The 14106-nt window shown below is 73.5% G+C and carries 12 protein-coding genes; 10 read left to right on the forward strand and 2 right to left on the reverse strand.

All coding sequences use genetic code 11. From position 1 onward, the window contains the following. Nucleotides 1-127 precede the first annotated feature (127 nt). Entirely contained in the window at nt 128-1375 is a 1248-nt protein-coding gene (locus AB0H81_RS29725; RefSeq protein ID WP_358381161.1) for a sensor domain-containing protein, read from the forward strand. Further along, the gene (locus tag AB0H81_RS29730) at nt 1366-2013 is read left to right on the forward strand and encodes a response regulator transcription factor (RefSeq protein WP_358381163.1); all 648 of its coding nucleotides are present in this window, start codon (nt 1366-1368) and stop codon (nt 2011-2013) included. The genes AB0H81_RS29725 and AB0H81_RS29730 overlap by 10 nt, the downstream gene beginning before the upstream one ends. Before the next feature lie 151 nt (nt 2014-2164). Here AB0H81_RS29730 and mihF read toward each other — a convergent pair whose 3' ends face one another. Next, nucleotides 2165-2470 carry an integration host factor, actinobacterial type gene (gene mihF, locus AB0H81_RS29735; RefSeq protein ID WP_175594632.1) on the reverse strand — a complete coding sequence of 102 codons (306 nt, stop codon included), beginning with the start codon at nt 2468-2470 and terminating at the stop codon, nt 2165-2167. Nucleotides 2471-3214: 744 nt separating this feature from the next. Beyond that, nucleotides 3215-4411: an ROK family transcriptional regulator gene (locus tag AB0H81_RS29740; protein ID WP_358381165.1), complete on the reverse strand. Its 1197-nt coding sequence runs from the start codon at nt 4409-4411 to the stop codon at nt 3215-3217. A gap of 260 nt (nt 4412-4671) precedes the next feature. On the opposite strand from AB0H81_RS29740, the gene AB0H81_RS29745 reads away from it, so the two are divergent. The 8 genes from AB0H81_RS29745 to AB0H81_RS29780 all read left to right on the forward strand — a co-directional run bounded on the left by AB0H81_RS29745 (nt 4672) and on the right by AB0H81_RS29780 (nt 13970). Further along, the gene (locus AB0H81_RS29745) at nt 4672-5985 is read left to right on the forward strand and encodes an MFS transporter (protein WP_358381167.1); all 1314 of its coding nucleotides are present in this window, start codon (nt 4672-4674) and stop codon (nt 5983-5985) included. A 472-nt stretch (nt 5986-6457) separates the two neighbouring features. Continuing rightward, on the forward strand, nt 6458-7543 hold the full coding sequence (locus AB0H81_RS29750; RefSeq protein WP_358381169.1) for a LacI family DNA-binding transcriptional regulator: 1086 nt from the start codon (nt 6458-6460) through the stop codon (nt 7541-7543). Beyond that, a complete protein-coding gene (locus tag AB0H81_RS29755) occupies nt 7540-8460 on the forward strand; it encodes a sugar ABC transporter permease (RefSeq protein ID WP_358381171.1) in 921 nt (306 codons plus the stop codon). The genes AB0H81_RS29750 and AB0H81_RS29755 overlap by 4 nt, the downstream gene beginning before the upstream one ends. Continuing rightward, on the forward strand, nt 8457-9308 hold the full coding sequence (locus tag AB0H81_RS29760) for a carbohydrate ABC transporter permease (protein WP_358381173.1): 852 nt from the start codon (nt 8457-8459) through the stop codon (nt 9306-9308). Before AB0H81_RS29755 ends, AB0H81_RS29760 begins: the two co-directional genes overlap by 4 nt. A 12-nt stretch (nt 9309-9320) precedes the next feature. Next, nucleotides 9321-10637 (forward strand): sugar ABC transporter substrate-binding protein, encoded by a 1317-nt coding sequence (locus AB0H81_RS29765; RefSeq protein WP_358381175.1) that lies wholly within the window; start codon nt 9321-9323, stop codon nt 10635-10637. Then, nucleotides 10634-11761, forward strand: coding sequence for an ADP-ribosylglycohydrolase family protein (locus AB0H81_RS29770; protein ID WP_358381177.1), 1128 nt, complete (start codon nt 10634-10636; stop codon nt 11759-11761). The genes AB0H81_RS29765 and AB0H81_RS29770 overlap by 4 nt, the downstream gene beginning before the upstream one ends. Nucleotides 11762-11767: 6 nt before the next feature. Further along, nucleotides 11768-12598, forward strand: coding sequence for an ADP-ribosylglycohydrolase family protein (locus AB0H81_RS29775; RefSeq protein ID WP_358381179.1), 831 nt, complete (start codon nt 11768-11770; stop codon nt 12596-12598). A gap of 136 nt (nt 12599-12734) precedes the next feature. Further along, complete coding sequence (locus tag AB0H81_RS29780; protein WP_358381181.1) at nt 12735-13970, forward strand: ADP-ribosylglycohydrolase family protein; 1236 nt, start codon at nt 12735-12737, stop codon at nt 13968-13970. Nucleotides 13971-14106 lie beyond the last annotated feature (136 nt).

Here is a 14106-nt window from a genome sequence, read left to right on the forward strand (position 1 = left end):
CCGGCACATTGCCGCGAGCCACCGGATCCGGGTCAAGATCGCACCACCGGCGGGGTAGGGCAGGCCCTACCCCGGCAGGCGTGCGCACCGGGTCGAATCGGGAACGCCGCCGGAATACCGTTGCGCCATGCGCTCCCTCATGAGGCGTGTCCTGCTCGACACGCGTTACACGCTCGTGGGCTTCCCCACGACGATCATCGGCTTCGCGATCCTGATCGCCGGGTTCGCCGCCGGTCTGGGCACCGCGGTCGTGTGGATCGGCGTGCCGATCCTGGCCGGCGTCCTCATGATCGCGCGCGGGTTCGCCGACGCGGAGCGCGGCTGGCTCTCCGACGTCCTGGGCCGCCCGCCCGTACGTCCCCGCTACAAGCCCGCGCCCGAGGGGGCCGGCCGGTTCCGCCGGCTGATCAACCCGCTGACCAGCGGGCAGTCCTGGCTCGACCTGCTCCACGGCATCCTGAACCTGCCGATGGCGATCATCGCGTTCGTCCTGACCGTGGTGTTCTGGGCCATCCCCTTCGCCGGCCTGACCTACCCCCTCTACGGCGTCGTGACCTCCCGCATCCCGGGCAACATGGAGCTGCCCGAGCTGCTCGGCCTCGGCAGCGGTTACGGGGTCAACGTCATCTTCTACGGGGCCATCGGCCTGCTGGGGCTGCTGATCATGCCGTTCATGGTGCGCGGGGCCGCGCTGATCCGCGCCGGACTCGGCCGGGCGCTGCTCACCGGCGTCGCCGAGCTGCACGAACGCATCGACGACCTCGCCGAGGGCCGCGCCGCCGCCGTCTCCGCCGAGGCCAACGCGCTGCGCAAGCTGGAGCGCGACATCCACGACGGCCCCCAGCAGCGTCTGGTCTCGCTGGCCATGGAGCTGTCCCGCGCGCAGCGGCAGATGTCCAAGGACCCGGAGGCCGCCCAGGCGACGATCAGTTCCGCGATCAGCGCCACCCGGGAGACGCTCGACGAGCTGCGCGCCCTGTCGCGGGGCATCGCGCCGCCCATCCTGTCGGACCGCGGCCTCGCCCCCGCGCTCGCCGCCCTCGCCGGCCGCTGCACGGTGCCCGTGGAGCTGGACGTGCAGATCGTCGGCCGCTTCCAGGCCGCCGTCGAGAACGCGATCTACTTCGTCGTCGCCGAGACCCTGACCAACGTCGCCAAGCACAGCCGCGCCACGGTCTGCACCATCCAGCTGACCCGCACCGGCAACATCCTCATGCTGACGTTGGGGGATGATGGGGTCGGCGGCGCACACGTCGCCAAGGGACACGGTCTCGCCGGGCTCGCCGACCGGCTCCGCGCGGTCGACGGGGAGCTCACGGTCGACTCGCCCGACGGCGGGCCGACAGTGATCGTGGCGGAGGTGCCGTGCGCGTAGTCGTGGCCGATGACGCGGTTCTGATCAGGGAGGGCCTGGTCAGGCTGCTGGAGGAGTTCGGCTGCGAGGTGGTGGCCGCCGTGGGCGACGGCGACTCCCTCGTGTCGGCGGTGTCCGAGCACCGGCCGGACGTGTCGGTGGTGGACGTGCGGATGCCGCCGTCGTTCACCGACGAGGGCCTGCGCGCCGCCGTCGAGGCCCGCAAGAGGGTGCCGGGGGCGCCGGTGCTCATCCTGTCGCAGTACGTCGAGGTGTCGTACGCCGACGACCTGCTGGCCGACGCCCGGGGCGCGGTCGGTTACCTGCTGAAGGACCGGGTCGTGGACGTCGACGAGTTCCTGGAGGGCCTGCGGCGCGTGGCCGCGGGCGGCACCGTGTTCGATCCTCAGGTGGTGTCGCAGCTGATGGTGCGAAGGCGCAAGAACGACCCGCTGGCACAGCTCACCCCGCGCGAGCGGGAGGTGCTGGGGCTCATGGCCGAGGGCAGGTCCAACCCGGCCATCGGCCGGCAGCTCGTGATCAGCGACGGGGCGGTGGAGAAGCACATCAGGAGCATCTTCAGCAAGCTCGGCCTCTACGCCGACGACAGCGACCAGCACCGCCGCGTGCTCGCCGTCCTGACCTATCTCCGCTCCTGACCAGCGGTCCGGCCTGTCGGGGGTTTTCTCAGGCCGGTGAAGGGGGGGCGGGGGTTCTGCGGGGGGTTCCGGGGCCGGGCGGCCGGCCGGCCCGCGCGGCGGACCCGCGCGGACCAGGCCACCCGGTCTCCAGGACCCGGCCACCCGGTGTCTAGCCGAGCGCCTCGACCAGCTTCTTGCGCTGCTGGGCGCCCAGGCCGCCGAGGCGGCGCTTCTCGTCGACGCCCGCCTCCTCCATCAGCGCGGTGGCCTTGGCCGGGCCGACGCCCTTGACCGCGCGCAGCGCCTGCGACACCTTGATCTTCTTGGCGATGTCGTCGTCGCGCTCCAGGAGCTGCGAGAACGTCATCTCGCCGGCCTTGACCTTGGCCAGCAGGGCGGTGCGCGCCGCGCGGGCCTCGGCAGCCTTCTCCAGAGCCGCCTTGCGCTGCTCGGGGGTAAGAGTGGGAAGTGCCATCTCTGTCTCCTCGGGGAGTTAAACGTTCGGGGTTCTGTTACCCGTGGTGCAGTGGCTAATCATGGCGGATACCAGCGGTTCTTGGTGCGGAAAGCGGGCGCTCAGGGCGTGCTTCGCGCTCGTGGGGCCGCCCCGGCGGGTGGAGCGTTCCCGCCCGGGCAACCCGGGACGGCTGCCGGGGGCCGCCGTTGGGCACGCTCCCGCGACGCCGTGACGCGTACTGGGAAAACGGCTTCCGGCCAGGGTGGAGACGGCTCCGCCGGATACCTGCCCTCGTGACGGGAGTGACGGGGCGGGGCGCCTGACGCGGGGATGCCCTCCCGGCCGCGCGCCGAGCGCCGTTCGTATGCCGGTAAAAGCCCAGATGGCCGCCTACGTCGGGGTTCTCGGCCCGGACGGGCACGTCCACGTTCTCGTGTCTGCTCGCGCGCGGAGCGGTCGGCGCGGGCCGCGAGGGATCGTTCCACGGGGGTGTCCCGGTCCCGGGCCGCCCCGTCGGACGCCGCCTCCTTTCCCGGATCACCCGCCGGCGGGGACGGCGTCGCGCGCGGCTCAGGAAAGAAGCGCTGGTAGATCACCGAACGTGGGCCGGATTCCGGTCTGCTGCGGGGTTTCATGCCTCTCGGGTGTTTTGCATCACATTCCGGTTTTCGGGCGTGTCGCGGTCCCGCCGGGCGTGCCGGCGATGCCGTAAGCGCCGGAAACGCGGCTGGCGGCGTCGGCAGGGAGGCCGGAGCCGGGGCGTCAGGAGTGGGCGCGGCGCCAGCGGTCCACGGCGTCGACCGTGAGGAAGGCGTCGAAGACCGACTCCATGGCGCCGATCAGCGAGCCGCGCCATCCGAGGGCCGAGGGGGCGATCCGGGGCGGCCGTTCGCGGCGGATCGCCATCAGGCCGTGCTCGAACCGCTCCATGAGCTCCGGCCGCGCCAGCCGGTGCAGATCCACGCCGAACCCCGACAGTGTCACCACCTCCGGGTCGTGCGCGTTCACCAGGGCGGAGACGCCCAGGCCGAGCGCGCCCGCGCAGGACGCCACGGCCCGTGCCGCCCCTTCCTCGCCCGCCGTGGCGGCGGAGAGGAGCCGTTCGGCGTGCTCGCGGCCCCGGCCGCCGCCGTGGGCGAGGCCGAGGTGGCGCAGCAGGGCGTTCGTGCCCACCTCCTGCCCCCAGCACCCGTACGCCCCGCACATGCAGGGCGCGTCACCGCCGGTGAGCGGCATGTGGCCGAACTCGGCGCCGACCCCGGTCGCCCCGGCCAGCGGGCGGCCGTCCACGATCAGCACCCCGCCCAGATCGAAGTCGACGTGCAGGTGCAAACCGACCGCGACGCCGCGCAGTTCGCCCCGCCTGGCCTCGGCCAGCCCGGCGAACGCCGTGTCGTTGCCCACGACCGGCGGCCGGGGGAGGGCCAGCAGGCCGGGGACGTCCACCGAGTTCCAGCGCAGGTGGGCGATGTCGACCAGCCCGCCGGGACGCACCGGGCCCGCCACGGCCACGCCGGTGCCGACGACCCGGGGCGCCAGCCGTTCGAGATGGTCACGCAGCGCCGCGCCGAGGGTGGCGAGCGCGTCCTCGGGCGTCCCGTCGTGCGGGCGCACGGCCAGTACCGTGGCGCGCCCGCCCAGCTCGCACGCCACGACCTCCCAGGCGTCCTCCCGCACGTCGACCGCCAGGGCGATCGGGCCGCGCGGATGCGGACCGGGGATCTGCGTCGGCCTTCCCCGGCCGTGCTCGGGCGCCGGCTCCTCGAGCAGCAGCCCGCTCTCGGACAGCTCCCCGACCAGCACCGACGCGGTGCCGCGGGCGAGGCCGAGGTCGCGGGTGAGCCGGGAACGGGTCAGGGACGCGCCGCAGTCGTGCACCGCCCGCAGCAGCCGCACCCGGTTGTGGGCCCGCAGTGCGCCACTGGTCGTCGCCCCCGCCGCTCCGTTCACCTCGCGCATCGGCTCGCCGATCGGCCTCGCTGCCGTCCCGTCGTCCTCGAACGCCGCTCCGCTCGCACCTCCGGCGCTCCCTTCGCTCCGTGCGGCGCCTTTGCCGCGCTCGTTGCCGCCCCTCGCCACACCGTGCGCTTCCTTCTCACGGCCGGCGTGCGCTTCCTTATCACGACCAGCCGCCGCCCGCTGCGGTGCTCCGGCCCGCGAGCTGCCGTGTGAGGGTCCCCTCATTGTGTCGTCATCCTCCTCTCGATTATGCTCTAGCCGTGAACATAAGTCTTGCGGTCGCGCGTCGTGCCCGAATTGCGGTGTTTGGCTACTTCTTCCTGGCGGGGTTCGTGATGGGCCTGTGGGCCGCCGGCCTGCCGTCCCTCAACGACCGGCTCGACCTCGGACCGGCGCGGCTCGGCAGCGTGCTGCTGCTGATCTCCGGAGGGGCGCTGGTGTCCATGCTGATCACCGGCCCGCTCGTGGACCGGTGGAGCAGCCGGGCCGTGTGCTGGGTCTCCGGTCCGCTGTCGGCGGCGGTGCTGCTGGGGCCGGCCCTCGCCCCCGGGTATCTGTGGCTGGCCGTGCTGGCCGTGGTGTTCGGCATGGGACTCGGGGTGACGGAGGTGGCCATGAACACCCACTCCGTCGAGGTCGAGCACGCCTACGGGCGGCCGATCATCTCCGCGTTCCACGGCACGTGGAGCCTGGGCGGCGCGGCAGGGGGCGGGCTGACGGCGCTGGTGCTGCAGGCCGATCTGGACGCGCAGGCGCTGCTCGTTGCAGCGGCGGTGGTGGTGCCGTTCGTGTACGTGCCCTTCGCGCTGCGGCTGCTGCCGGCCCGTCCGTCGCAGTCCGTCCCCTCCGTGGACGGTCAGATGAGCGCGGCGGCCGACGGGGGAGGAGAGGCCGGCGCGGGACGAGAGGCGGACCAGGGACGAGAGGCCGCGCCGGCCGGACGTGGCGGGGCGCGGCGAGGTGGTCCCGGGATGCGGTGGGGGCTGGTGGCGATGCTCGGGCTGGCCGCGTTCGCGGGGCACCTGAGCGAGGGGGCAGCCATCGACTGGGCCGCCCTGCACGCCCGCTGGGTGCTCGGCACCGACCCGGCCGCCGCACCCATCGCGTACACGATCTTCTCCGTCGCCATGACCGCCGTCCGGCTGCTCGGCGACCCCATCCGGGGCCGGCTCGGCTCCGTGCGCACGATCCAGCTCGCCGGGCTGCTCGCCACCTGCGGATACGTCCTCGTGCTCGTCTCGCCGCTGGTGGGCGAAGCACTGCGGGTGGCGTGCGCCTGGACGGGGTGGGCGCTGGCCGGGGTGGGACTGGCCACGGTGGTGCCGGTCATCTTCAGCGCCGTGGGCGCGGCGGGCGGCCAGGTCGGCCGGGCGCTGTCGCTGGTGACGGCATTCGGCTACAGCGGGCTGCTGGTGGGGCCCGCCGTGCTGGGGTACGTCGCCGAGGCGTTCTCGCTGCCGGTCGCACTGATCGTCCCGGCCGTCCTCGCGGCGGCCGTCGCCCTCACGGGCGCCCCCGCCATCCGCGCCCTCTCCGCCGAGCACCCGCGTGTCGCCGTTCCTGTCCGGTCCTGACGCCTCCGCCGCGCTGCCTGTGCCCCTTTCCCGCCCGCCACGGGGCTGGGTCTGTGTGTCCTCTTTACGGCCGGCACGGGGCTGGGTGAGTGTGTCTTCTTTACGGCCGGCACGGGAGGGCCCACCCGCCGACCGCGGCCGGTGACCTTCCAGGGGCACGCTCCTCCGCCTCACCGGCAGGCCGCCATGACGCGCGCCAGGTCACCGAGGCCGTGGTGAACGCCAGTGGGCCGTGGGGGAAGGGATGCCCCGGCCTCGCCCCCCATGGCCCCCGAAGCACCCCCACGCCCCACATGTCCCCTTCGTGACCGATTCCTGCCGAAAATCTGGTCCTGCTTTGCCAGGCAAGCCGTTGACCTGGCGTTATGTGATCGTGACTTGACCCGCATGTTGCGTCCGGGTTTCATGTCCGAAACACCGTAAACGTTTACAGATCCTTGCCGGAAACGTTGACGACCGTGGAAGGACGACCTTGGCACAGGGACCCACGATCACCACGATCGCCGAGCGCGCGGGCGTCTCCATCGCCTCCGTCTCGCGGGTGTTGAACGGCCTGCCCACCCGGCAGGAGACCGTGCGCAAGGTGATGGCCGCGGCCGAGGAGCTCGGCTACGTGCGCAACGCCGTCGCCCGGTCGCTGAAGTCCCGGCGCACCCATCAGGTCGCGTTCGCCATGGCCGACGTCGGCAACCCGGCGTACCTGGCCATGCTGCGCGAGATCCAGCCGGTGCTCAAGGCCGCCGGCTACCGCCTCGTGCTGCACTCCACCGGCGCCGTCGTCGCGGACGAGATCGACGTGCTGCACAGCCTCGGCGAACGCTACGTCGACGGCATGATCATGGTGCCGCTGCGGGTCACCGAGGCACACCTGCAGATGCTGGCCGCGGCCCGCGCGCCCGTCGTCGTCATCGGCTCCGTGCCCGAGGGCACGCCCGTCGACAACGTGCGGGCCGACTCCCGCACCGGCGTACGCCTGGCCGTCGACCACCTGCACGCGCTCGGCCGCCGCCGCATCGCGCTGGTCAACGGCCCGACCGACACCGTGCCCGGCGCGGCCCGCGGCGCCGCCTACCGCGAGGCGCTGGCCGAGCTGGGCCTGCCGTACGACGAGGAGCTGGTCGAGATCGGCGACTTCTACCGGGCGGAGGGGGGCCGCGCCGTCGCGGCCCTGCTCAACCGGGTGTCCGACGTGGACGCGCTCATGTGCGCCAACGACCTCATCGCGCTCGGCGCGCTCGACGTGCTGCGGGCGGCGGGCAAGCGGGTGCCGGAGGACGTCGCGGTGGTCGGCATGGACGACACGGACCTCGCAGCGGCCTCGTGGCCGTCGCTCACCAGCGTCTCGCTCGGGTCCGCCGAGCGCGGCCGGGTCGCCGCCGAGCTGCTGCTCGACCGGCTCCAGCAGGGCGAGCACGAGCCCCGCGTGGTGACCGTGCCGCCCCGTCTGGTGGTGCGCGCGTCCACGACGCCCGAGCCGCCGGCCGTGCGAGGCGTTCCTGAGGCGTTCGGAGCGGCGGGCAGGCAGAGCAGGAGCACGGAAGGAGGGGGCACGTCATGACGGCGACCGCGACCAGGCCAGCGCCGCCCACCCCGCCCGCGCGGCACGCGCGGCGCAGGAGGATCTCGCGGCAGACCCGCGAGATGTGGGTGCTCATGCTGCCCGCGCTCGTGCCGGTCCTGCTGTTCAGCGTGGGCCCGCTGCTGTACGGGATCGCGCTCGCGTTCACCGACGCGCGCAACACCCGCAACCACGAGACGAGCTTCGTCGGCCTGGAGAACCTCGGCGAGCTGCTGACCGCCGAGGACTTCTGGTCGTCGTTCCGGATCGGCATGATCTGGGCGGTCTCGGTGACCGGCCTGCAGTTCCTCGCCGCCCTCGGCCTGGCGCTGCTGCTCAACCAGGACCTTCGGTTCAGGGGCGTGGCCCGGGTGCTCGCGGTGGTGCCGTGGGCGATGCCGCCGGTGGTCATCGGGCTGATGTGGAAGCTCGTCTACCACCCCGACGCGGGCATCCTGAACAGCCTGCTCGGCACGCACGTCAACTGGCTGGCCGACTTCTCGCTCGCGCTGCCGGCGATCATCGTGGTCGGCGTCTGGACCGGCATGCCGCAGACGACCGTCGTCCTGCTGGCCGGGCTCCAGGGCATCCCCAGGGAGCTGTACGAGGCCGTCGAGGTGGACGGCGCGGGGCGCTGGCGCCGGTTCTGGAACATCACGCTGCCGCAGCTCAAGCCGGTCATCGTGGCCATCACCTCGCTCGACTTCGTGTGGAACATCAACCAGTTCGGCCTGGTCTACGTGCTCACCCAGGGCGGGCCCGGCGGCCAGACGCGGCTGCCGATGCTGTTCGCCTACGAGGAGGCGTTCCGGTACCGGTTCGCCGGCTACGCCTCGATGCTCGGCCTCGCGATGGCCGTCGTCGTGCTCGCGGCGCTCGGCGTGTACCTGTGGCGCCAGATGAGGGAGGCCAAGTGACGGTCACCACCCGGGGAAAGGCGGCCGGGGTGCGGCGCGTCCCGCAGTACCTCGCCCTGCTGGCCTACATCGTCTTCCTGGCGTTCCCGCTGCTGTGGCTGCTGTCCACGGCGCTGAAGACGCCGCGCGAGATGGCGCTGGCCGACCCCACGTGGATCCCGCGCGAGCCGACGCTGGCCAACTTCGCCGACGCGTTCGGCGAGCAGGACCTCGTCGGCGCGGCCGTCCGCAGCCTGGTCGTGGCGCTGGCCAGCAGTGTCGTCACGGTGCTGATCTCGCTGCCGGCCGCCTACGCGATGGCCCGCTACCGCGGCCTGGTCAACCGGATCGCCATCGGCTGGGTGCTGGTCAGCCAGGTCTTCCCGTTCATCCTGATCATCATCCCGCTCTTCATGATCCTGCGGGACCTGGAGCTGGTGAACACGCTGCCCGGCCTGGTGGTCGTGCACGTGACGTTCACGCTGCCGTTCGCGCTGTGGATGCTCCAGGGGTACGTGCGCGCCGTGCCGGCCGAGCTGGAGGAGGCCGCGGCCGTGGACGGCGCCGGGCGGATCCGGACCATCGCCGGCGTGGTGGCGCCGCTGCTCGCGCCCGGCGTGGTCGCGACGCTGCTGTTCGCGTTCATCTCGTCGTGGAACGAGTTCCTCTTCGCGCTCGTGATCCTGCAGGACCCCGACGTGATGACGCTCCCCCTGACGCTGGTGCGCTTCACCGGCCCGGAGGGGGTGGCACGGCTCGGCCCGCTGGCCGCGGCGTCGCTCATGGCGACCATCCCGAGCCTGATCTTTTTCGCAATCATCCAGCGGCGACTGAAGTCCGGCCTGATGGCCGGCGCCGTCAAGGGCTAGTAGGAGGCTCTCATGCGTATGAAGTCCGCTTTGGCGGCGGCGGCGATCGTCGCGCTGGCCGCCGGCTGCGGCAGCGGTGGCGGAGGCGACAAGGGCGGGTCCGCGGCCGAGAAGCCCGGCGAGCCGGTGAAGCTGAACTTCCTCAGCCTGGCCTGGCAGAAGGAGTCGGTCGCCGCCAACAAGCAGATCGTCGACGAGTGGAACAAGGCCAACCCCACCATCCAGGTCACCTACGTCCAGGGCAGCTGGGACAACGTCAACGACCAGCTCGTCACCCAGTTCGCGGGCGGCACCGCGCCGGACGTCATCCACAACGACTCGCCCGCCCTGTCCGGCTTCGCCGCCGACGGCTACCTGCTCGACCTGGCGGACAAGCTGCCCGCCGAGCTGAAGAGCGACATCCCGCAGAAGTCGTGGGACACCGTCACCTTCGACGACGGCAAGGGCAAGCAGGGCGTGTACGGCGTGCCGTTCCTGCAGGAGTCGCAGGTCATCATCGCCAACAAGAAGCTGCTCGACGGCGCCGGCGTGCGGATCCCCGCCCCCGACAACCCGTGGACGTGGGACGAGTTCTCCGAGGCCGCCAAGAAGATGACCAAGGGCGGCACGTTCGGCGTGGCCTGGCCGATGAAGTCGCCGGTCAACAAGTCCCTCAACCTGGCGCTGAACTTCGGCGGCACCTTCTTCCAGACCACCGACGGCAAGACCACCGTCAAGGTCGGCCCGGAGGAGAAGCAGGTCCTCCAGCGCATCCACGACCAGCTCTACAAGGACAAGTCGGCCGACCCGGCGGCCCTCGGCCAGGGCACGGCCGACCCGCTGCCCGCCTTCTACGCCGGCAAGTTCGCCCTGCTGCCCGCCGGCGTGTACCTGCGCCAGCAGGTCGCCGAGCAGGCGCCGAAGGACTTCGAGTGGGTGACGCTGCCGCCGCTCAAGGGCACCACCTCCGACCAGGGCGCCGTCTCCCAGACGCTGTCGGTGGCGCAGGACAGCAAGCACGCCGACGAGGCGCTGAAGTTCATCTCGTTCTTCCTCAACCCGACCAACCAGGCCAAGCTCGCCAAGGGCGACTGGCTGCTGCCGACCTCCGTCAAGGCCGCCGCCGACCCGTCGATGACGACCAAGGAGAACGGCTGGGACGTGGCCACGGCCTCGGCCAAGAACCTCGTCGTCGCCCCGTTCCTCAAGGTCAACGGGTTCGACGAGTGGAAGAGCAAGGTGGCGACGCCGGCGCTCCAGGAGTACTTCGCCAACAAGATCAGCATTGACGAGGCGGCGAAGAAGCTCGTCGACGACGGCAACAAGGTGCTGGAGCGGTACCAGCGGTGATCCCTTCCGCTGAGACGACCCTTCGCGACCGGGCCCGGGGGTGCCTGCTCGGCCTGGCGGCCGGCGACGCCCTCGGGGCCCCCGCGGAGAACCTCACCCCGGCCGAGATCCGGCGGCGCTGGGGCCGGCTCACCGAGATCGAGCGCGGCGGCACGGACGACACCGAGTACGCCATCTTCGCCGCCTCCCTGCTGGTCCGGCACGGGCACGCCCTCACCTCGGCCGCCGTGGCCGCCGCCTACCGGGCCGAGGTGCTGCCGCGGATCACCGGCCCCATGCGCGGGGCCGGGTTCTCCGAGCTGGGGACCGTCGAAGCGCTTCGCCGCGGCCTCGAACCACCGATGACCGGGCTGGTCCACCAGCACGGCTGGTCGGACGGGCTCGCCATGCGGGCCGCGCCGTACGGGATCTTCAGCCCGGGCGACCCGGCCGAGGCCGCGCGGCTCGTGGAGGAGGACGGGCGGGTCAGCCAGTCGGGCGAGGGCGTCCTCGGCGGGCGCGCCGTCGCGGGCGCCGTGGCCGCCGCCATGGCGGGGCTGCCACCGCGCGAGGTGGTGGCGGCGGCGCTGTCGGTGGTGCCGGAGGACTCGTGGACGGCCCGCGCCGTCAACCGCGCGGTCGCCGTCGTCGAGGCCGGACCCGCCGTACTGCAGGACGCGCAGCACTCGCCGGACGAACGGAACGAACGGGACGCGCAGGCGCCCGACGGTGGGGAGGCGGCGCTGGTGAAGGCGTTGCACGAGGCCGTCGTGGTGCGCCATTACCCGTGGACCGACGTCGCGCCCGAGGCCGTGGCGCTCGCCCTTGCCGCCTACCTGGCCGGTGACGGCGACGTCGAGGCGTCCGTGACGTTCGCCGTGAGCCTGGGCCGCGACGCCGACACCATCGGCGCCATCGCCGGCGCCGTCGCGGGCGCCGGGCAGGGCGAGGGCGGCGTGCCCGGACGGTGGGCCGCCCGCATCGGCCCGGTCGCGGGCACCTGCCTGCCCGTGGTGGCCGGCCGGCACGTGCTGGCCGTCGCCGACGAGCTCGCGGCCGCGGTGGCCGGCCACCGGCCGGGCGCGGAAGCGGGCGCGGCAGAGGACGGACCGGGCGGCGGACGCCGTACGGCGAAAGGACTGTAGACGACCATGTCGGGGGACAGAATCCGCGGGGCCTTCGCCGGGCTCGCCGTGGGCGACGCCGCGGGCTGGCCCGCCGGCCGGCACCGCTCCGCCCTGCACGCCCCGTGGAGCCGGCGCCTGCACCGGGAGCTCGACGCGTTCGCCGAGGAGCACCGGGTCACCACCCTGCCCGTGCCGTTCGCGCTGAACCAGCCCGTGACCCCGCTCGCGCTCGGCCCGTCCGACGACGCCGAGTGGCTGGCCTGGACGGCGCTCACCATCGACCGGCCGCGCGCCGAGGCGTTCCGCGAGCTCGGCGAGCCTGGCCAGGACGTCCGGGCGCGCATCTCGGTGGCCACCGCGCTGGAGAACCTCGCCCGCGGCGTCGAGCCGCCCGCCAGCGGCCACGACAACCCGCACCACTTCGACGACGCCGCCGCCGTGCGGGCCGTCGCCTTCGGCGCGCTGGGCCGCGACCCCGCCGAGGACGCGCGGGTGACCAACGCCGGCGACGGCGTGCTCGGCGCGCTCGCCATGGCCGCCGCCGTGGCCGCGGCGGTCGCGACCGGGTCGGCGGGCGAGGCCGTCGAGGCGGCGCTGGCCGTCCTGCCCGAGGACACCGCCATCGGGCACAACGCGCGGCTCGCGATCGAGGCGGCGCGCGCGGCGGGCGACCCGTTCGCCGCCGTGCCGGCGCTCGACGCCGCCCTGCTCGACCACGTCTACAGCTACGCGGTGGGCGCCGCCCAGACGGTGCCCGTCGCGCTGGCGCTGGCCGAGGTGTCGGGCGGCGCGCTCGGCCGGGCCGTGCCCGCCGCCGCCTGCCTGGCGCCGCTGGCCACTCGGCGCCCGCCCTGACCGGTGCCATCACCGGGGCGTGCGGAGGGTTCGAGGCGATCCCGGAGGGGTGGATCGCCTCGGCCCGCACGCTGGCAGGCTGTTGCCTGCCGCGCCTGGCGGGAACAGATCTCATCGAACTCACGGAGGAACTCGTATGACGCCGCTCGCAGATCAGCCCGCGGACCTGCTCACCGACAAAGCGGTGGGCTGTGTGGCGGGCGCGGCGGTCGGCGACGCGCTGGGCGGCGCCACCGAGGGCTGGACGCCGGAGCAGATCACCCAGAGGTACGGGGGGCCGGTCGAGGGCATCGTGCCGCCGTTCAACGAGGACTGGCGCAACGCCCGCCCCATCGCCCCGTACCACAAGGGCGACGGCCACATCACCGACGACACCCTGATGACGCACGCGCTCATCCGCGTCTACGAGAAGGTCCAGGGCCACCTGGACGCGTACGCGATGGCCGACCATCTGGTGCCCGAGCTGATGGGGGAGCGGCGCTGGATCCCCGAGCTGGAGACGGAGGCGCTGCCGCTGCACCGGATCTTCCTCGCCGAGAAGTGGATCGTGGCGCGCCTGCACTACGGCCACGTGGACCCGCGCGAGGCCGGCGTCGGCAACATCGTCAACTGCGGCGCCGCCATGTACGTGGCGCCGGTCGGCGTCGTCAACGCCGCCGACCCCGACGCCGCCTACGCCGAGGCGGTCGACCTCACCGGCGCGCACCAGTCCAGCTACGGGCGCGAGGCCGCCGGCGTGATGGCCGCTGCCGTCGCCGAGGCCATGCGGCCGGGCGCCACCCCCGACTCGGTCGTGGCCGCCTGCCTGCGGCTGGCCAAGGACGGCACCCGGGCCGCGATCGAGGCGGTCTGCGAGGCGGCGCGCGGGCTCGGGCACTGGGAGGGCTCGTTCGAGACGCTGCGCGCCGCGATGCGCCCCTACGACACGGTCGCCGACACCTACCGCGACCAGGGGCTCGGGGCCCGCCGGCCGAGCCGGGTGCACAGCATCGAGGAGCTGCCGCTGGCCCTCGGGTTCCTCGTGGTGGCCAAGGGCGACTTCCGGGAGACGGTGCTGGGCGGCGTCAACTACGGACGCGACGCCGACTCCATCGCCTCCATGGGCGGCGCCATCGCCGGCGCGCTCGGCGGGCTCGCCTCGGTGCCGGCGGAGTGGGCCGAGGAGATCGCGCGGGCCAGCCGTACGGACCTGGTCGAGCCGGGCCGCGCGATCGCCCGGGTGGCGCGCCGCGTCCACGCCGACGACCGGGCCCGCCGCCGCGCCCACGAGAGCGCCTTCGCCGCCCTGCTCGCCGCGGACGGCGGCACGGCGAACGGCGCGGCGAACGGCGCGGCGAACGGCGCGGCGAACGGCACGGGGGGCGGGGCGTGATCCGTCTCACCTGGGTGCAGCCCGAGGACCTGGTGGGGCACGAGCTGCGCCAGGCCGCCGAGGACGGCCGCGACGTGCGCGAGATCGCCGAGCGGTGGCGCGGGGCCGGAGGCCACGACGCGCCGCCGCGCGCGGG

The sequence above is a fragment of the Nonomuraea sp. NPDC050691 genome (assembly GCF_040654455.1).
Classification (GTDB): domain Bacteria; phylum Actinomycetota; class Actinomycetes; order Streptosporangiales; family Streptosporangiaceae; genus Nonomuraea.

What these genes read in the sequence shown, in the direction of transcription:
- AB0H81_RS29755 (WP_358381171.1), top strand. Translation starts at nt 7,540, where the DNA reads ATGACGGCGACCGCGACCAGGCCAGCGCCGCCCACCCCGCCCGCGCGG.
- AB0H81_RS29765 (WP_358381175.1), top strand. Translation starts at nt 9,321, where the DNA reads ATGCGTATGAAGTCCGCTTTGGCGGCGGCGGCGATCGTCGCGCTGGCC.
- mihF (WP_175594632.1), bottom strand. Translation starts at nt 2,470, where the DNA reads ATGGCACTTCCCACTCTTACCCCCGAGCAGCGCAAGGCGGCTCTGGAG.
- AB0H81_RS29780 (WP_358381181.1), top strand. Translation starts at nt 12,735, where the DNA reads ATGACGCCGCTCGCAGATCAGCCCGCGGACCTGCTCACCGACAAAGCG.
- AB0H81_RS29740 (WP_358381165.1), bottom strand. Translation starts at nt 4,411, where the DNA reads ATGCGCGAGGTGAACGGAGCGGCGGGGGCGACGACCAGTGGCGCACTG.
- AB0H81_RS29725 (WP_358381161.1), top strand. Translation starts at nt 128, where the DNA reads ATGCGCTCCCTCATGAGGCGTGTCCTGCTCGACACGCGTTACACGCTC.
- AB0H81_RS29775 (WP_358381179.1), top strand. Translation starts at nt 11,768, where the DNA reads ATGTCGGGGGACAGAATCCGCGGGGCCTTCGCCGGGCTCGCCGTGGGC.